At 71.5% G+C, this 18,116-nt stretch carries 14 protein-coding genes; 9 read left to right on the top strand and 5 right to left on the bottom strand.

What is annotated here, in order from left to right; all coding sequences use genetic code 11:
• Window positions 1–314 precede the first annotated feature (314 nt).
• The gene (locus tag WMF36_RS31880; protein ID WP_437574535.1) at window positions 315–782 is read left to right on the top strand and encodes a hypothetical protein; all 468 of its coding nucleotides are present in this window, start codon (window positions 315–317) and stop codon (window positions 780–782) included.
• A 126-nt stretch (window positions 783–908) separates the two neighbouring features.
• Here the strand turns inward: WMF36_RS31880 and gndA are convergent, their stop codons facing one another.
• Window positions 909–2,441 (bottom strand): NADP-dependent phosphogluconate dehydrogenase, encoded by a 1,533-nt coding sequence (gene gndA / locus WMF36_RS31885; RefSeq protein WP_437574536.1) that lies wholly within the window; start codon window positions 2,439–2,441, stop codon window positions 909–911.
• A gap of 253 nt (window positions 2,442–2,694) precedes the next feature.
• On the opposite strand from gndA, the gene WMF36_RS31890 reads away from it, so the two are divergent.
• The 4 genes from WMF36_RS31890 (at window position 2,695) to WMF36_RS31905 (ending at window position 8,723) form a co-directional block, all read left to right on the top strand.
• Window positions 2,695–4,743, top strand: coding sequence for a hypothetical protein (locus WMF36_RS31890; RefSeq protein WP_437574537.1), 2,049 nt, complete (start codon window positions 2,695–2,697; stop codon window positions 4,741–4,743).
• Between the two features lie 248 nt (window positions 4,744–4,991).
• Complete coding sequence (locus WMF36_RS31895) at window positions 4,992–6,524, top strand: serine/threonine-protein kinase (RefSeq protein ID WP_437574538.1); 1,533 nt, start codon at window positions 4,992–4,994, stop codon at window positions 6,522–6,524.
• 94 nt (window positions 6,525–6,618) lie between these two features.
• A complete protein-coding gene (locus WMF36_RS31900) occupies window positions 6,619–7,725 on the top strand; it encodes a hypothetical protein (protein ID WP_437574539.1) in 1,107 nt (368 codons plus the stop codon).
• A 284-nt stretch (window positions 7,726–8,009) separates the two neighbouring features.
• On the top strand, window positions 8,010–8,723 hold the full coding sequence (locus WMF36_RS31905; protein WP_437574540.1) for a hypothetical protein: 714 nt from the start codon (window positions 8,010–8,012) through the stop codon (window positions 8,721–8,723).
• A 157-nt stretch (window positions 8,724–8,880) separates the two neighbouring features.
• Here WMF36_RS31905 and WMF36_RS31910 read toward each other — a convergent pair whose 3' ends face one another.
• Window positions 8,881–9,789: a hypothetical protein gene (locus WMF36_RS31910; protein WP_437574541.1), complete on the bottom strand. Its 909-nt coding sequence runs from the start codon at window positions 9,787–9,789 to the stop codon at window positions 8,881–8,883.
• Between the two features lie 276 nt (window positions 9,790–10,065).
• Window positions 10,066–10,422 carry an arsenate reductase family protein gene (locus WMF36_RS31915; RefSeq protein WP_437574542.1) on the bottom strand — a complete coding sequence of 119 codons (357 nt, stop codon included), beginning with the start codon at window positions 10,420–10,422 and terminating at the stop codon, window positions 10,066–10,068.
• A gap of 290 nt (window positions 10,423–10,712) precedes the next feature.
• Here WMF36_RS31915 and WMF36_RS31920 point away from each other — a divergent pair, with 290 nt between their 5' ends.
• The 3 genes from WMF36_RS31920 (at window position 10,713) to WMF36_RS31930 (ending at window position 15,448) form a co-directional block, all read left to right on the top strand.
• On the top strand, window positions 10,713–12,335 hold the full coding sequence (locus WMF36_RS31920; RefSeq protein WP_437581982.1) for an ABC-F family ATP-binding cassette domain-containing protein: 1,623 nt from the start codon (window positions 10,713–10,715) through the stop codon (window positions 12,333–12,335).
• A 141-nt stretch (window positions 12,336–12,476) separates the two neighbouring features.
• Entirely contained in the window at window positions 12,477–15,104 is a 2,628-nt protein-coding gene (locus WMF36_RS31925; RefSeq protein ID WP_437574543.1) for an ATP-binding protein, read from the top strand.
• 86 nt (window positions 15,105–15,190) lie between these two features.
• Window positions 15,191–15,448, top strand: a complete 258-nt coding sequence (locus WMF36_RS31930; RefSeq protein ID WP_437574544.1) for a hypothetical protein — start codon at window positions 15,191–15,193, stop codon at window positions 15,446–15,448.
• A gap of 55 nt (window positions 15,449–15,503) precedes the next feature.
• Here the strand turns inward: WMF36_RS31930 and WMF36_RS31935 are convergent, their stop codons facing one another.
• Complete coding sequence (locus WMF36_RS31935) at window positions 15,504–15,878, bottom strand: hypothetical protein (protein WP_437574545.1); 375 nt, start codon at window positions 15,876–15,878, stop codon at window positions 15,504–15,506.
• A gap of 338 nt (window positions 15,879–16,216) precedes the next feature.
• The gene (locus tag WMF36_RS31940; protein WP_437574546.1) at window positions 16,217–16,852 is read right to left on the bottom strand and encodes a hypothetical protein; all 636 of its coding nucleotides are present in this window, start codon (window positions 16,850–16,852) and stop codon (window positions 16,217–16,219) included.
• A 394-nt stretch (window positions 16,853–17,246) separates the two neighbouring features.
• Between WMF36_RS31940 and WMF36_RS31945 the strand changes: the two genes are divergently transcribed.
• On the top strand, window positions 17,247–18,080 hold the full coding sequence (locus tag WMF36_RS31945) for a hypothetical protein (protein ID WP_437574547.1): 834 nt from the start codon (window positions 17,247–17,249) through the stop codon (window positions 18,078–18,080).
• Window positions 18,081–18,116 lie beyond the last annotated feature (36 nt).

The raw sequence follows: 18,116 nt of genomic DNA on the forward strand, positions 1-18,116 counted from the left end.
CCTGAACAGGCTGCCGGCAGCGCGAAGCGTACAGATTTCCAGGATTTCCGCTTGTCTGTCCAGAGCGACCGCGGCGTCCGGCCTGGCGGCGCGACCGTGCCTCGGGCATCCTGTGGCGGCAGGATCGCACATTTCTGGCCGTATCCGCCGTTTGGGACCACCATGGCGCAGCGTTGACCCCGCGGGAGGAGCTCGGCCGGTGATGTGTGGAACAGCAGCATGCTTCGGCGTTGCCGGACCGGATGGACCGGCGGGGCGCCTCCGGTCGTCGCGGGCGGGCCCTGGCAGCCGGAATGGCTATCGTCGTTAGAGACATGCTCCCGTCGAACCGCAGACTCGCGTTCCGAAGGCAGCCGCACCTGCTCGACGACAGCGGGAGCGTCGGCGTGTGGATCACGCAGCCGTCGGGCATGGTCGTGCAGCTCCTGCGCGAGACGGCGGCGACAGGCGACCTGGCGCGGTTCATCTCGGTCGACGCGTACCAGAAGCTCGTGGGCGTCATGCGCCCGGGGGAGCGGGCGTACTTCATCTACGACATGGCGCTCATGGTGCGATACGAGACCGAGGCGCGCGTGGTCTTGACGCAGTGGGGGCTCAGCGTGCGCGACAGGATCGAGCACATCGTGGTCCGTCCGCCGCCCGAGATGAACAAGCTTGGGCGCATGGGGATCCAGACGATCGCGGCCGCGATGAGCCTGGCGGGGGTGCAGCTCGACGTCACGGACGACCTCGAGCCGTTCCTGCGCGAGCGGAACCTGCGGCCGCGGATCAGCCTCACCTGAGGGGTGCTCCTCGCAGAGGGCCCTGAGGCCCTCCTGGAGGCCCGGCTCGAGGAGGGAGGTCCGGCCGGCTCGGCTGGACCTGCTCAGCCCTGCGCTATCAGGAGGGGAGTGCGGAGCCGGCGAAGGTCAGTGCCCGCCGCCGGTCCCCTTGATCTCGAGCTGAGGACGGGAGGGATGCGGCCAGTCGAGGTGGAAGGCCTTGCCGCGCGGCTGGTCCGTGCGCTCGTAGGTGTGGGCGCCGAAGTAGTCGCGCTGCGCCTGCAGGAGGTTCGCGGGCAGATGGGCCGCGCGGTAACCGTCGTAGTACGACAGGGCCGACATGAACGCAGGCGCCCAGACGCCGTTCTGCGCGGCGATCGAGACCACCTTGCGCCAGTTGGACTGACCCAGCTTGATCTGATCGTTGAAGTACGGGTCGAGCAGGAGGTTCGTCAGGCGAGGATTGCGCGTGTACGCCTCCGTGATCTTCTGGAGGAACCGGGCGCGGATGATGCAGCCGCCGCGCCAGATGCTCGCGATCGTGCCGAAATCAAGCTTCCAATTGTACTCCGCCTGGGCCGCCGCCATGAGCTGGAACCCCTGGGCGTAGGCGCAGATCTTCGAGCAATACAGCGCGTCGCGGATCGCCGTGATCGTCCCCTGCCGGTCCTTGACCGGGGTCGGGGTCGGTCCCGCGAGCTGCTTCGAGGCCTCGACACGCTCGTCCTTCAGCGCCGACAGGCAACGGGCAAACACCGCCTCGGCGATGGCGTTCGCGGGAATGCCCATATCGAGCGCATTGCTGCTCGTCCACTTGCCCGTGCCCTTCTGCCCCGCCGTGTCGAGGACGAAATCGACGAACGGCTTGTCCTTCTGGACAGGATCCTTCTGCTGGAGGATATCGGCGGTGATCTGGATGAGGTACGAGTCGAGATCGCCGCTGTTCCACTCGGCGAACACCCGAGACATCTCGTCCTTCGACATCCCGAGCAGCCCGTCGAGGAGCGTGTACGCCTCGCAGATGAGCTGCATGTCGATGTACTCGATGCCGTTGTGGACCATCTTCACGTAATGGCCCGCGCCGTTCGGCCCGATGTACGCCGTGCAAGGCACGCCGCCCTCCACCGGCTTGCCAGGGGACGCGCCCTCGAGCGGCTTGCCGGTCGCAGGATCCACCCTGGCGGCGATCGCGCGCCAGATCGGCTCCAGGTGCTTCCAGGACTCGGGGTCGCCGCCGGGCATCAGCGAGGGGCCGAAGCGCGCCCCCACCTCGCCGCCGGAGACGCCCGAGCCGAAGAACTTGCACTGCTTCGCGTACTCCTGCTCGCGACGGATGGTGTCGGTCCACAGCGAGTTGCCCAGGTCGACGACGATATCGTCCGGCTCGACGCCCGCCTCGAGGAGCTGCTTGACCACCATGTCCACCGGCGGACCGGCCTTGACCAGGATCACCGCCTTGCGCGGCTTCTTCAGGGCGCGGACGAAGTCCTTCAGCGTCTCGCAGTAGACCAGGCCGCCGGGGGTGCTCGGGTTCCTCGCGACGAAGTCCTTCGCGACCTGCACCGTGCGGTTGTACACGGCCACCTTGAACCCGTGGTCGGCCATGTTGAGCGCGACGTTCTCGCCCATGACGGCCAGGCCGATCATGCCGATGTCGCAGCTGGATGTGGCATCATTCATCCCGGTTCTTCTCCTTCACACGTTGCTCATGCTCCGTCAGCGACCGCTTGTCTTGCGCGCATCGGAGGGCTCAGCAAGGCCTCGGCCCGCGCGCCGTCAATCTCGTTGGGTCGGCTGGCAGCCACGGCCGCGCATTCTGAGCAGGCCGGCGGCGCGGCGTCCAGTGCGCTCGTGACCGGCCGCCGCATGCGCTCGCTGGACGCCGCGCCGCCGGCGTGGAGCCGCGCTCGCGCGCCGTGGTAGGCTCGCGCCGGTGCGACCGGGCCCGGCGCTCGTAGGCCTCCTCCTTGCCGCTGCCGCAGCGTCGGCCTGCGGCCCCGCCACGTACAACGTCCGCGCGGCGCGCGCCTTCGCCAACGAGGACGCCCGCCGCGCGATCATCGACGACCGCGCGGCCGATCTGGAGCGCGCGGCCTGGCTGGCCGACGAGGCCCTCGCGAACACGCCCTACTCCCCGGGAGACACGTGGGTCGCGGCGCTCCGCCTCGACGACGACGAGGGCGAGCGGCTCCGCAAGCGCTTCGAGGAAGCAGCGCCGTACGACGGGGAGCACGAGGTCCCGCTCGCCAAGCTCTACCGCGTGAAGCTCGACGAGGCGCTCGCCCGCGCGGCGGCGCCCCGGCCGGCGCCGCCCGCGTTCGCGCGGCTCTTCGACGCGCTCGCCGCGCTCGCGGCGCCCGCGTCCGCGTCCGGAGAGAGCGCCGCGAGCCGCCTGCCGGCCGCGTGGCAAGCGCTCGCCGAGCACGCGCGGGCGCTCGCCGCCGAGGAGCGGAACGTCGAGCGGCTCTCGGCCGGAAGGCCCCTCGGTGCCCCCGACACGCCCGAGATCGCCGCCGCGAAGGGGAGGGCCGCCGCGCGGCGGCGGGCGCTCGCCGGAGCGCAGCGGGACATCGCGGGCGCCGCCGCCACGCTCCGCGCGGCGAGCGCGGGGCAGGAGCCCGCCGCGACCCTCGCGCGCGACGCCCTCCGCGTCACGTCGTTCCTCCTGCGGATGCACACCGAGGCGCTCACCGTGGCGCCCTACGTGGTGAAGCAGGCCCGGCGCGTCGCGCGGGGCGAGCCCGGCTACGGGGCCACCGTGGCGCGCGCGGAGGCGCTCTCCAGGGTCCTCGAGGAGCAGCGCGAGGCGCTCTCCGCCTGCGCCGAGGCGCTCTCCGTGCCGGCGCGGACGCCGCTCGAGGACACCGCGGGCTTCGAGATGCAGGAGAGCCTGCTCGATCAGGGCAGGGCGATCAGCCTCGACGCTGTCCACCTGCAGCTGAAGAGCGACGTCGAGCTCCTCTTCTTCCACCAGCTCGCGAGCCCGAGCTCCTCCGGCGGCATCAACGATTACCGGGGCAGGACGCGGCGGCTCGCCTACGACGTCGATCCCGTGTTCATGGTCGGCGGCCGGGCGCTGCTCACGTACGACTTCGAGCACGTGCGCAACGCCGCGCGCCTCAACGCCGGGTTCAAGACCGACCGGCTGTTCTCGTCGGGGGGCGACATCGCGTACGATAACTCGCTCGGGAGGCTGATCGGCCTGAACGGCTTCGCGAGCGACGTCTTCGACATCGGCGCCGACCTCGTCGGCATCAGCACGAGCCTCAAGATCGCGCGGTTCACCGCCGGGAGCGTGACCGAGCTCGCCGTCGATCCGGTGACCGGGCGAGACGCCGGCGCCGTGGCGAGCGCGCCATTCCAGCTCCTGGTCCGCCAGGTGGACGTCGGCTTCGACGTGACGAAGCTCTTCCCGGAGGCCGCGGACGATCTCTATCTCGAGGAGCTGCTCGTCGGCTTCCGGTACATGGATTACAAGCTCCCGCGCATCTTCTATGCGCTCCGCGAGCGGGATCCGGGCACGGGCGACGTCTACGTCTTCGAGCGGCAGAGCCCTGCCCAGAGCGTGACGTCGCGCTTCTACCAGGGCGGCTTCAGCCTGCGGATGGGCAACGGCGAGTGGCCGCGGCTCGCGCCGTTCGGCGACCTCGGCCTCTACGGCGGCGCCGGACCGGTGCGCTACGCCTTCCCGGCGGATCCCGCGGTCCCGGGCGGCGCGCGCGAGGCCGACGAGGCGACGATGATCGCGCTCTCCGGCAACCTGTCCCTGGGGCTCCGGCTCCGGCTGACCTCGAACCTCAGCCGGCTCCGCCTGCTGACCGAGCTGTCCTACAACGTCGAGGCGATCGGCCAGGGCATCGTGTCCAGCATCCACGCGACGAGACGCGGAGACGAGACGACCTACACGGTCGGCCGCAAGCTCGATATCGGCGGCTTCGACCTGTTCCACGGGCCCCGGCTGCTCGCGGTGCTCGTGCTCTGAGCCGGATCTGCCGTCGCCCTGAGCCTGTCTATCGAGGAATGTCACGCGGTCACGGCCGGCGCCGACAACGAGCCTCGACAACGCATCGCGAAAGGCGCAAATTGCGTCAATGGCGCAGACAGCGCAGACAGCGCAGGTCGAACGCGCAGCCTTCACACCTGGCCATCGCTGTAGGGGGACCTACGACGTTCAGTTCCTGAGTGCAGCCGTCCGGCCTCAGGTGTAAGCTCGTTCGACGCGGTGGACCCATGTCGCTGAACTTCAACGAGGGGAGGCTGTTCGCAGGCAGGTACCGCATCGTGCGCAGCATCGCGACCGGCGCGATGGGCGCGGTCTACGAGGTCGTGCACGTCGAGACGGAGCGGCGGCGGGCGCTCAAGGTGATGCACCCCCACCTCGCCGATAACCCCGAATTTCACGCCCGGTTCAAGCTCGAGGCGCGCATCGCCGCCCGCATCGCGACCGAGCACATCGTCGAGGTGTTCGACGCGGGGATCGACGAGGAGACCGGCATGCCGTTCCTCGTCATGGAGCTGCTCCGCGGCGAGGAGCTCAACAAGCGCCTCCGCCGCGCCGGGCGCCTGTCGCCGGCGGAGGTCATCGCCTACCTGCGCCAGACGGCGGTCGCCCTCGACAAGACGCACGCCGCCGGGGTCGTCCACCGCGATCTCAAGCCGGCGAACCTCTTCCTGGCGGCGAGCGACGACGACGACGAGCTCCGCATCAAGGTGCTCGACTTCGGCATTGCCAAGCTCGTCGCCGAGACGTCGCTCGACTCGGCGACGACCGCGGCCCTCGGGACGCCGCTCTACATGGCGCCCGAGCAGTTCAGCGGCGCGTCGATCTCGAAGGCCGCCGACCTCTTTGCCCTCGGCATGATCGCGTACACGCTCCTCGTCGGCAAGGCCTACTGGCTGAACGACATGCGGGAGTTCAGCAACACGCTCGCGTTCGCGGTGATCGCAATGTACGGCCCGCAGGAGCCCCCGTGTGCGCGCGCGGAGGCCGACGGGGTGATGCTGCCCCCGGCCTTCGACGCGTGGTTCTCGAAGGCGACGGCGCGCGACCCGACGGCGCGCTTTTCGACCGCATCGGCCGCCGTGGCGGCGCTCGCCGAGATCTTCGACATCGTGCCCGTGCCGATGAGCTCGTCGCTCCTGTCCAGGGTGGACACGCCGGACCCGCGTGGGGGTCAGGGGCCCGCGTCGTCGGTGCCTGTGGCCGCCCAGTCCTCCAGCACGGGCGTGGAGACCAGGATCGTCGTCGCCGCGAGGCCGCGGAGCCGGTCCGCGATCGCTGCCGCGGCCCTCGCCCTGGCCGGCGGAGGCGCCATCGCGTTGGCCTCGCTGCGCGGGGGTGTGCCCCCTGCCCCCGGCACTGCGGAGGACGTGCCGGCGGCCGTGGCTGCAGCCGCCTCGCCGACCCCCGCGCCGACCTGGGCCGGGTCGGCTCCCGCTCTCCCCGAGGCCTCCGGGACGCCTGGAGCGCCCGGCCTCGTGACGCCCGCGACGAAAGCCTCCGCGTCGCGCGAGGACGGCGACCGGACGCCCGCCCCCGCAGCAGCGTCCGCGAGCGCGAGGGCCTCGATGCCGCCGCCCGCCGCGGCGCATTCGCCCGCCGCAGCGCATTCGCCCGGCGCGGCGCCTTCGCCCGGCGCGGCGCCCTCGCCCTCGCCCGGCGCGGCGCCTTCGCCCGACGCGGGGCACGGGCCCACGCCGGCCGCGGAGCCGTCCGCTTCCTCCTCGGCCAGGCCCCGGGAGTCGCTCTACTCGGCGGACTGACGTCGCGGCCTCTGCGGCGGCCGGATGCAGCGGCAGCGGAGCGGTGCTTTTCTTGCCTGGCGCGATACCGGGGATGATATCTCCTGCCCCACCAATGCGATTCGTCTGGCCTGCGCCCGTGTTGAGCGGATTGCTGAGCATCGCCCTCATCGCTCCGGCCAGCGCGCAACCCGACGCCGTCGCCGTGGCCGAGTCGCTCTTCAACCGCGGTCTCGCGGACATGCTGGCGGGCCGGTATCCGGCGGGCTGCCCTGCCCTCGCCGAGAGCTATCGGCTCGATCCTCGCGCAGGGCGGCTGTTCACGCTCGCCGAGTGCGAGGCCCGGTGGGGGCGCATCGCCACCGCCGTCGCGCGCTACAACGATTTTCTGGCGCTGTATTCCCGCATGTCGGAAGCCGAGAAGCTCCAGCAGCACGAGCGCTACAAGGTCGCGCTCGAGCAGCGCAACGCGCTCGCGCCGCTCGTGCCGCAACTCACGCTATCGCTGCCGAGCGGCGCGCCCGCGGGCACGGTCGTGCAGCGCGACGGCATCACCCTGGAGCGGCCTTCCCTCGGCATCGCGCTCCCCGTCAACCCGGGAGAGCACGTCGTGACGACGAGGGCGCCAGGGGGGCCCGTGCACGAGGTGCGGTTCACGATCGACAAGTCCGCGTCGAGGACGATCGAGCTCGAGGTGAAGCTCCCCGTCGAGGAGCCGCCGCGCGCGAGGCCGATGGATCGGCCGCCCAGCCAGGTCGTCGGGCCGCCCGTGAAGCCCATCGAGGGGCCCGCTCCGTCCACGGAGACGTCCGGGCCCAGCGGCCGCCGTGTCGTGACCTACGTGGCGGGCGGGCTCGCAGTGAGCGGGCTGGTCCTCGGGTCGGTGACCGGATGGATGGCGCTCAACGAGAGCAGCCGCGCGGCCGAGGCGTGCGAGGACGACGGCCCCGGCGCGGCGACATGCAGCCCCGAAGGGAAGGCCGCCGGCGACCGCGCGAAGGACCTCGGGAAGGTGAGCACGATCGGCTTCAGCGCCGGGGCGGTGCTGGCGGGCGCGGCGGTGCTGCTCTTCCTGACGGAGCCGTCCCCGCCCGGCCCGCGGGCGGCCGCGGCGGCCCGCTCGCAGGCCAGCGCCGCACCCCGCCCGAGGGCCGGCGCGGTGAGCTGGTCGCTGCTCGCCGGACCGAACGGCGGCGGCGTCGCGGTGCACAGCCGGTGGTGAGCCAGCCCGCGCCCGTCGCCGCCGGCGCGTACGCCCGGTAGCGCTGCGCGCCCACGGCGCCCCTCGCGCTCCGCACGCTGGCGCCTCGCGCCGCGCGCACAGGGTGGGCTCACGTGCCCTTGCGCTCACGTTGCCAGAGGCGGTGCACGGTGAATCCATGACGGGATCTCCCCGACTCGTCGAAACCGTGCGTCTCGTCGTGGGACGCGATCGGATATAGTATCAATAAAAAACTACAGGCCGGCGCGCCCGGGTGGTAGTTGGCGATGAGGAAAGGACAACTCATGATCACGAAGACCACGATGGCCATGTTCGGGCTCGCCGCCTGCGGGTTGCTCGCGGGCTGCACGGAGACGCTCGACTCGAAGCAGATCCGCACCGGAGGGATCTCGGCGACCCTGGAGGCGACCGCCGAGAGCGCGTCGTCGACGAGCCTGAAGGCCACCCTCAAGGCAGGCGGCGACGAGAGCAACACCTACGTCATCCTGAGCGCGGGAGACCGGATCTCGGCGACGGCGGACGACGAGGAGGTCGAGATGCGCTCCGAGAGCGCCGGGGTCTATGTGGCTCACTTCGACGTCGGGGAAGGAGGCACCGAGTTCACGGTGCGGCTCGACCGCGAGGACGACGACGACGCGCCGGACAACGCCGGGACGCTCCCCGACCCGTTCGAGCTCGAGGCGCTGCCCAAGGAGCCGGTCCCGCGCGGCGAGGACCTCACGATCGCGTGGTCGCCGAGCGGCTCGGGGGACGACATGGTGATCCGGGTGGACGGCGACTGCATCTTCTCCAAGACGTTCGATGTGGGGGGCGACACGGGGACGTACACCATCGAGGCGGGCGAGCTGGACCCGACGAGCTCACAGGAGCCCGAGACCTGCGATGTGGACCTCGTGATCAGCCGCACGCGCGGCGGCACGACGGACAAGACCCTGGACCCGGAGAGCTCGTTCGAGCTGGCCCAGGTCCGGGAAGGCCGTTTCACCTCGGCGCCCTGAGGCACCCCCGGCCCTCTGCCCCCCTCGCGCGGAGCCTCCCCGGCGTCAGCGCGGGGCAGCAAGCTCAGCCGGACAGCGCGGGCGCGGTCGTCCTCGCGAGGGCCCACCAGCATCCGGTCCCCATCACCAGCACGGGTCAGCCTGTCGAGATCTGCGCCTACCGGTAGAAGGCGACGTCGTCGACCCAGATATCGAACGCCTGCCTCGGATCGAAGCTGAAATAGAAGCCCCAGAGCTGATCCATGGCGGGCGCGTTGAACTGCTGACCGAACCCTTCCTGTTCGAGGCACTTCGCTGGAACCTTGAAATGCTTCCAGTCGTCCGCCAGCACGACGCGCTTGTGGAAATGGTCGTTGCATTGGTCGTTCGCGTTGTCGCAGATGCCCCCCGTATGACGGGTCTGCCGCTCGACGAACATCACCTTCAGCCTCCTGGAGGAGCCCTCCGCGGCGCGGGCCCAGAAGGTGATGCCGCGGTAAGCGGAGGCGTCGTAGTAGTCATCGTCGTTCACGAAGACGGCAACGCCGGCTCCCCAGACACGGAAGCCGTTATTGGCGCTTGTGTGCAGGGCCACAAGGCTATCGCCGCGCGGAGGGTCGAGGGGGGTCATCAGGTCAGGCTCGTTCGCAGGCTCGTGGATTCCTCCCACGGACTCGTCGTGGTCCATGAACCAGGTCCCTTCCCGAGGGGCTGGGCCGTCGCCGTCGAGGATCCAGAGGTCCTCGTCTTCCATGTCGTCGATGATCGACAGCTCCAGGCTCTCCCCCGGCATCACCTCGAGGACCTCACACTCCGGATCCGGACCGCCGCCCCCAGCGCCCCCTCCCCCGGCGCCGCTGCTTGCGGTCGCGCCCCCTGAGCCGCTGCTCGCGGTTGCGCCCCCTGAGCCGCTGCTTGCGGTTGCGCCCCCGCCGTCACCGCCTCCTGCGCCGCCGCCCCCGGCGGCCCCGCCCACGGTGTCGTAGCTCTTGTCGAAGCCGAAGATCTGCGCGCATCCGAGCCCGAGCATCGCGATGGCACATGCGCCGGCGCACCCAACGAAAAACAGCCCTGTCTTCCTTCTCATGGCAGTCTTCCCGACATCTTCTATGAACGAGGGTAGGACGGTGTCCGCCCAAATGAAATGGGGACATGGCCGGGGCGCCTCGCGACCGCCTGCCGCCGCCCTGCCCCCGAGGAGCCAGTCGCCGCAGATCCCCCGGCGCGACGACACAGCTCGAGGGAGCGCTCCTCACACCAGTTACCTCAGGCGAGCGATGTGAGGAGCCCGCGATCGCCCTCGTCCCCTCGCGCCGGCGGCGCGCTGCCGCGCATCCGGGGCCCGCAGGGGAGCGGCGCCGGCTCAGGCGAACAGCGCGGCGTAGTCGTCCTCGCGAAAGCCCACCAGCACCCGGTTGCCCTTCACCAGCACGGGCCGCTTGACGAGCTTCCCATCCTCGCTGAGCCACCGCGCGACCTCCGCGTCGCTCGCGGCGTCCACCCGCGCCTTGCCAAGGGCGCGGTAGCTCTGCCCGCTCGTGTTGAGCCACCGGCGCACCGGGAGCCCGCTGGCCGGGACCCACCGGGCGAGCTCCTCGGCCGTCGGCGGCTCGTCGACGATGGGCCGGACGGCGACGTCCACGCCGCGCTCGCCGAGCCACTTCAGCGCCTTCTTGCAGGTGCTGCAGCCGGCATAGGAGAGGATCTGAACCTTGCTCATGCCGGCCTTCTGCCCTCGCCCCCGGGAGAGGGCAAGCCCGATGGAAATGCAGGAGAAACGCAGCCGTCGCCACAGCCGAGGGCCGTCACTGGAAAGATTCCCCATAGCAAGAGAGAAACCCGAGCTCGCATAAGCAAAGACCTCGGTCCGGAAGCGAGCAAAGCGCAGAGTCACCACGGCTCGGCGGCGGGCCCAGGCCGCCGCGCAGGGCGCAAGAATTGCCACATCGCGCGACGGGCCGTCTGGTATACGTGCGCGGAAAGGAGCCGCCTCCCGCGGCAGCGACCCTCGTGATCCGCCTCGATTCTATCAGCAAGCAGCACGGTAAGCAGATCCTCTTCCTCGAGGCCTCGGCGGCGGTGAACCGCGGCGAGAAGATCGGCCTGGTCGGGCCGAACGGCTCCGGCAAGACGACGATCTTCCGGATGATCACCAAGGAGGAGGCGCCCGACGGCGGCCAGGTCGCGATCGACCGCGGCGTCACCATCGGCTACTTCAGCCAGGATGTCGGCGAGATGAAGGGCAGGAGCGCCGTCGCCGAGACCATGGACGGCGCCGGCCCGGTCTCCACCGTCGCCGCGGAGCTCCGCGACCTCGAGGCCGCGCTCGCCGACCCCGAGCGCATGGACGAGATGGAAAGCCTGATCGAGCGCTTCGGGCAGGCGCAGGCCCGCTACGAGGAGCTCGGCGGCTACGCGCTCGACGCCAAGGCGCGCGAGATCCTCGCCGGCCTCGGCTTCAGCCAGGCCACGATGGACGGCGACGTCGGCGCCCTCTCGGGCGGCTGGAAGATGCGCGTCGCGCTCGCGCGCATCCTCCTCATGCGGCCTGACGCGCTCCTGCTCGACGAGCCGACCAACCACCTCGACATCGAGTCGATCATCTGGCTCGAAGGGTACCTGAAGCAGTATCCAGGCGCGCTCGTCATGACCTCGCACGACCGCGAGTTCATGAACCGCATCGTCACGAAGATCATCGAGATCGACGGCGGCGAGCTCACCAGCTACTCGGGCAATTACGAGTTTTACGAGCAGCAGCGCGCCATCAACGAGCAGCAGGCCGAGGCCCAGTACGAGCGCCAGCAGGCGATGCTCGCGAAGGAGATGCGCTTCATCGAGCGCTTCAAGGCGCAGGCCGCCAAGGCGGCGCAGGTCCAGTCGCGCGTGAAGAAGCTCGAGAAGATCGACAAGGTCGAGCCGCCGAAGCGCCGGAAAACCATCCGCTTCGAGTTCAAGCCCGCGCCGCGCTCGGGCGACGACGTGGCGCGCCTCGACGGGGTCAGGAAATCGTTCGGAGGCCGCCCCATCTACGACGGGCTCGATCTCCTGATCCGCCGCCGCGAGCGCTGGTGCGTCATGGGCGTGAACGGCGCCGGCAAATCCACCCTCCTCAAGCTCGTCGCGGGGACCTCCGCGCCGGACGCCGGCGAGGTGAGCGTCGGCGCGAGCGTCAAGATGGGGTACTTCGCGCAGCACGCGATGGAGCTCCTCGACCCGACCCGCTCCGTCTGGGAGTCCATCGTCGCGAGCTTCCCCCAGGCCTCCATCGGCTCGCTCCGCACGCTCGCCGGCGCATTCGGCTTCTCCGGCGACGACATCGACAAGCCCTGTCGCATCCTGTCCGGCGGCGAGAAGGCCCGCCTCGTGCTCGCGATCATGCTCTACGATCCGCCGAATTTCCTCGTCCTCGACGAGCCGACCAACCACCTCGATATGGCGACCAAGGAGATGCTCGTCGGGGCGCTCGCCTCGTTCGAGGGCACCATGCTGTTCGTCTCGCACGATCGCCGCTTCCTCGCCTCGCTGTCGAACCGCGTCCTCGAGCTCGTGCCCGAGGGACCGCGCGTCTACGGCGGCGGATACCTGGAGTATGTCGCCCAGAGCGGACACGAGGCGCCAGGCATCCGGAGCTGACAGGGCCCTCGCGCGTGGCCGCGCGGGGCGCGCCCGGCCATGCGGGCTGCACCTGAGCTAGACTCCCGCTCGTCGGCTCCATTCACCGCGCGGCGCGAGGTGAACACACGCTCAAGGTTTCGCGCTATCGTAAGGGCCTAGATGGATCAGCTCGGTAGACCGAGCCCAAAGCGGCTCTCCGGCTTCATCCAGCGCCACCGCGACGCGGTCCTGGAGGCATGGAAACAGCGAGTCCGCGCGATGAGCCCGGCGCGGCGGCTGTCGGATCCGATGTTGATCGACCACGTCCCGAACGTCCTCGACTACATCGCCGAGGTCACGGGCAGCGCGAGCACGGGGGCCGCGGTCGACCGGAAGCTCCAGGGCATGCCCGGGTATCACGCGCTGAGCCGGCTGGCCCACGGGTACGACCTCGCCGACGTGGTGATGGAATACGCGGCGCTCCGCGCCGTGATCCTGGAGCTCTGGGAGCGGGACGGCGGCGGGGACGGCGGGCGCGAGCTGATCCAGCTGAACGCGGCGCTCGACGAGGCGATCGCGGACGCCGTGTCGCGCTACCAGGAGGCGCGCGTGCGCCTGCTCCAGGCGCTCGACGTGATCTCGGCGGCCGCCCTCGGCAGCAGCGACCTGGATACCTTCCTGAAGGCGCTCATCCGGGCCACGCGGGAGGCGGCGGCCGCCGTGGATGTGGCGATCGTCCTGCTCGGGGACGGGGACCGCCTCGAGGTGCACGCGACCGCCGGCCTCGACGACGGGCCGCTGCTCGGCCCGCCGCTCGAGGCGACGCGGGAGCTCGCCCGGGCGGTCCTCGCGCTGCGCGGGCCCACCTCGCTCGACGCCGCGCTCCCGACCTTGCCCGTGACGGCGCGGGAGATCCGGTCGAGGGGGCTGCGCGCCGTCTACGGCGTGCCGCTGCTCCACGGGGGGCATCCGATCGGCGTCGCGATCCTCGGCTCCCGCAGCGCCAAGGAGTTCTCCGACGAGGACCTGCTGATGCTCCGCACGATGACCAACCGGGCGACCGGGATCATCGTGCAGGCGCAGCTCGTCGCGAAGGAGCGCGCGTCGCGGCACCAGGCGGACGACGCCCGCGCGCTGCTCGCGACCGTGGTCGAGCAGATGCCGGCGGGGCTCATCATCGGCGAGCGGGAGACGGGGCGCGTCCTGCTCACGAACCAGCAGGCCACGGCGATCTTCCGGGGGTCGCTCGCCGGCATCCAGAGCATCGAGGGCTACAACCTCTACCGGGGGTTCCATCCGCGGTCGGGCAAGCCGTACGAGACGTGGGAGTGGCCGCTCGCGCGCACCGTCACGACCGGCGAGGTCGTGAACGACGAGGAGATCGACCTGCTCCGCGGCGACGGCACGTGGGGGCGGATCCTCGTGCGCTCGTCGCCGGTCCGGGATCCGGGCGGGCGCGTCTCGGCGGGGGTCGTGACCTTCTTCGACATCACCGAGCGCACGCGCGCCGAGCAGGGGCAACGCTTCCTCGCCGCCGCGAGCGCCGCCCTGAGCGACAGCCTCGATCTCCAGGGCACGCTCGACCGGCTCGGCCGCCTCACGGTCCCCGAGCTCGCGGACTGGTGCGTCATCCAGACGCTCCCGGAGCTCGAGGCGGCGCGGCGGATCACGGTGACGCACGCGGACCCGGAGGCGGTCCGGAGGGCGCGCGCGCTCTTCCGCGAGGTGGATCCGCCTCCGGGGCTCGCCGCGCTGATGGAGAAGGCCCCCTGTATCGAGCGCCCGGAGCTCGTCCGGGACCTGTCGCACCCGCTGCTCGCCTCGCTCGGCGAGCACGCCGCCTTCCGCCGGCTCGTCGGCGAGCTCGGGATCACGTCGGCCATGGTGGTCCCGATGGTCGCGCGGGGCCGCACGTTCGGCTGCATCACCCTGGCGACCGCGGAGTCCGGCCGGATCTACGACGAGGCGGACCTCGCGGTCGCGCACGATCTGGCGCAGCGGGCGGCGCTCGCCGCGGACAACGCCCGGGTCTACGAGGCCGCGCAGCGCGCCATCGAGCTCCGGGACAACGTGCTCGCCACGGTGTCCCACGACCTCAGGAACCCCCTGAGCGCGATCATCACCGCGGCCGCCGTGATGACCAAGCGCGCGGCGGTGCGCGGGGACACGGGCGATTCGAAGGCGATCCAGGCGATCCAGCGCTCGGCGCACCGGATGGATCGGCTGCTCCACGACCTGCTCGACTTCGCGAGCCTCCGCGCCGGCCGGCTGGCGCTGCGCCGGCAGCCGCAGGACCCGCGGGAGATCGGCCGGGAGGCGGTCGAGACGTTCGAGCCGCAGGCCCAGGAGAAGGGGATCCACCTGGGCGTCGTGTCGTCGACCGAGGACGTCCCGCTCGTCGTGTGCGATCGCGATCGCGTGCTCCAGGTGCTCTCGAACCTCCTGAGCAACGCGGTCAAGGTGACGGGCGCCCAGGGGTCGGTCACGGTGCGGTGCGAGCATCGGGAGGAGCACGTCCTCTTCTCGGTGGCGGACACGGGGCCGGGGATCCCGGAGGACGAGCTGCCCTACCTCTTCGAGCGGTTCTGGCGCGGCCAGCGGAACGGCTACAAGGGCACCGGGCTCGGGCTGGCCATCGCCCGGGAGCTCGTTGTCGCGCACGGGGGGACCATCCACGTGGAGAGCCGCGTGGGCGTGGGGACCACCTTCCGGTTCACGATCCCCGTGGGGAACGCCGAGGCTGAGCCGGCGGCGGGTCGCGCGGCCGGGCAGGAGCGGCCGGCGGCGGGTCGCGCGGCCGGGGGGTGAGCCCGCGGCGAGCGCGCCGGCACGGCCTCCGCGGAGGAGTGGACGATCGCGCGCGCCGGCCCCAGAGGCCTCCGGAAGGAGGAAACATGGGAGACGAGACAACGCACGACCCGCTGGACGCGCCGCGCGCCGCGGGCGAGGTCAGCGAGGAGAAGCGGCCTCACCCGCAGGCGGACGTCCCCGGCGTCCGCGGGCCGATCACGTCGTCCGGCGAACGAGAGGATGCTCCCCCCGGCGAGGTCGAGACCTGGGGCAGCGAGGGCGGCGCCGGCGTGTACGAGGGGGGGCCGGTCGTCTCGGACACGAAGCTCCCCGCGGGGAGCTCTGGCCGCAAGCCTTCGTAATTACATATATTTTAGCGAGGCCGCGGTTCGCGGCGTCTCGCGGTCGGCCGCCGGCTCACGGCTGCTGCTGCTGCGTCGGCCTGGGCGCGCACCGATGCATGTAGGCAGGCTCGGGGCAGCCTTCGTGGGTCAGGATCTCGTTTTCCTGGCACTTCACGAGCGCCGCCCGGATGTCGAGGCACTTCCCGGGCCCCGCCTCCACGCACCGGTGCACCGGGGTGGTCCCGTTGGCGCAGCCATCGAGCTGCCCCTCGGGGCAGGCAAGGAGCGGCCCGACCGAGCAGTCGCTCTCCGGTGTCGGATCGGTCGCTGTCGTCGACGTCCCCTGGGTCGCCTGCTGCCGGGGCGTGCAGGCGGCGCTCCCGGCGAGCGTGAGCCCCGTGAAGAGGAAGAGCAGGCCCCGGCGGGGCGAGCTGCTGCGCGTGTTCATGCGGTCGTTCTCCGTGGGTGAGGTCGTGCCGGGAACCCGAAAGGCAGGTCGCCGCCCGGCGCGCCCGGCAGACTACTCCACGGAACGACGGAACGACGTCGTCCGGGCGCTTTTGCCGGCTGCCAGAGAGGCCGCGCACCTCAACCACGGTCGGAACGAGCTGAGCCGCCCGCCCGCCTCAACCCCGGTCGGGCCGCCTCAACCACGGTCGGGCCGCCTCAACCACGGTCGGGCCGGGCCGCCCCAACCCCGGTCGGGCCGCCCCAACCCCGGTCGGGCCGCCTCAACCACGGTCGGGCCGGGCCGCCCCAACCCCGGTCGGGCCGCCTCAACCACGGTCAGAACGCGCCGCCGCCGTGCGCGAGCAGCGCCCAGCTGTCTCCGCCCGTCTGGGTCGCCGAGCCGCGGACGGTCAGGTCGTCGAAGAAGGCAGGGCGGAAGTTGAGCCGGGCGCCCAGCTTGACGTTGCGCGTGACAAGCCGCTCCACCCCCGCGGTGAGCGGCACCGACACCGCGAACGCGTCGCCGCCCTCGCCCGCCCAGCCCGTGTAGCCCACCCCCGCGACCACGAACGGCTGCACGATCGCCTCGTCGGCGCGCAGGACGTTGTAGCGCAGCCCTGCATCGAGCGAGGTCATCACGAGCGACCTCCCCAGCGTCGCTCGCTGGTTCACCGAGCCGATGTAGTTCGCCTCGACAGCCACGCGCGGCGACATGCTCCCGGTCACGCGCACGTTCCAGGTGGGCCCGACGCCCGCGGTGCCGCCCAGGTAGCCCAGCATGCCGAAGCCGCCCTCGACCGCGATCGAGGGCTCGGGGATGCGCCGGATGAGCGGCTGATCCGCCGGAGGGACATTGCCCAGCGGCCGATCGCGCTGTTCCGGTCGCGCCGCCCCCTGCGCCTCCGCCGCGCCGGCGAGCGCCATCATGGCGGCGGCGGCCAAGGCCGGCGCCGCGAATCGTTGCGTGCTCATTGCTGTTCTCCCCCCATGGACCGGTTCCGTCGTCGACGACCGCCTCGTGCACACCGCAGGCCACGCGCGGCTGTGCAGCGCGGGTCCGGCGGCCCCACCCCGCGCCACACGCCCGCCTCCGCGCGGCCGCGTCCGCCGGCGAAACCGCGCCGCCGCTCGCACGTAACCCGTACGTGGAAGTGAAGCGAGGCGCGCCCGAGCGACCCCTCGCTCGCTCGGATCGGATGCCGCTTGCGGCCGCGAACCAGCTCGGATCGACAGCGACATCGAGCGAGCGGATGGGGGGACGGGCAGCCCCGATCTCCCTTCCCGTCCTCCTGCCTTCCTGTTCAAGTGGAGAGCGCCACGCGACCGGGACGGCCGCGCATCAACCCATGGAATCCAGGAGACGATCATGACGACGATGCGAACAAGGCCCCTGCTCCTCCTCGTGCTCGCGGCCGTCGGGCCGGGCGCGGCCGCATGCCAGGGGGAGCCGCCGCCGCCCCTCGCGCCCGCCGCGACCGAGCTCAAGGCGCCGGAGCCGAAGGCGCCCGCCGCGGCGGCCTTCGCGATCGACAGGGCGGGCAGCAAACTCGAGCTCGCGATGGACGCGCCGCGGGAGAAGATCCGCGGGCGGATCGAGGGCGCCGCCGGGGGGACGTTGCAGGTCGATCCCGCCGACATCACGAGGACGACAGGCCTCATCACGGTCGACCTCTCCACGCTCGAGCTCTTCCAGACCGCCGTCGGCGACGACGGCAAGCCCGGCGAGGAGAAGAAGAGCGACCTGCAGAACGAGCACGCTCGCACCTGGCTCGAGATCTCGAAGGACACGCCCGACGACGTCCGAGCGAAGAACGAGAAGGCCCAGTTCGCGATCCGGTCGATCTCGACCGCCGGCGAGAAGGACCTCTCGAAGCTGTCCGGCGCGGAGCGGACGGTGACCGTCACCGCATCGGGCGACCTCCTGCTGCACCAGCGGCAGACCCCGAGGACCGTGGAGCTCATCGCCACGTTCAGGTACGAGGGCGACAGGCCCGCCGCCGTCACCGTGAAGACGGCGAAGCCGTTCTCGGTCGGGCTGGCCGAGCACGACGTCCGCCCGCGCGAGGCGTTCGGCAAGCTCGCCCAGAAGACGCTCGAGGTGCTGTCGCCCAAGGTCGCCAAAGAGGCGATGGTGTCGCTGGAGCTCACCGCGACCGCCGGCGCTGCGGCCACGGCGCCCGCGGGCAGCGCCGCGCGGTGAGCGCCGCGCGCGCCGCCGGCGAGCCCGGTGGCCCCC

Origin of the sequence: Sorangium sp. So ce887 (assembly GCF_051521455.1) — a bacterium.
Taxonomy (GTDB): Bacteria; Myxococcota_A; Polyangia; order Polyangiales; family Polyangiaceae; genus Sorangium.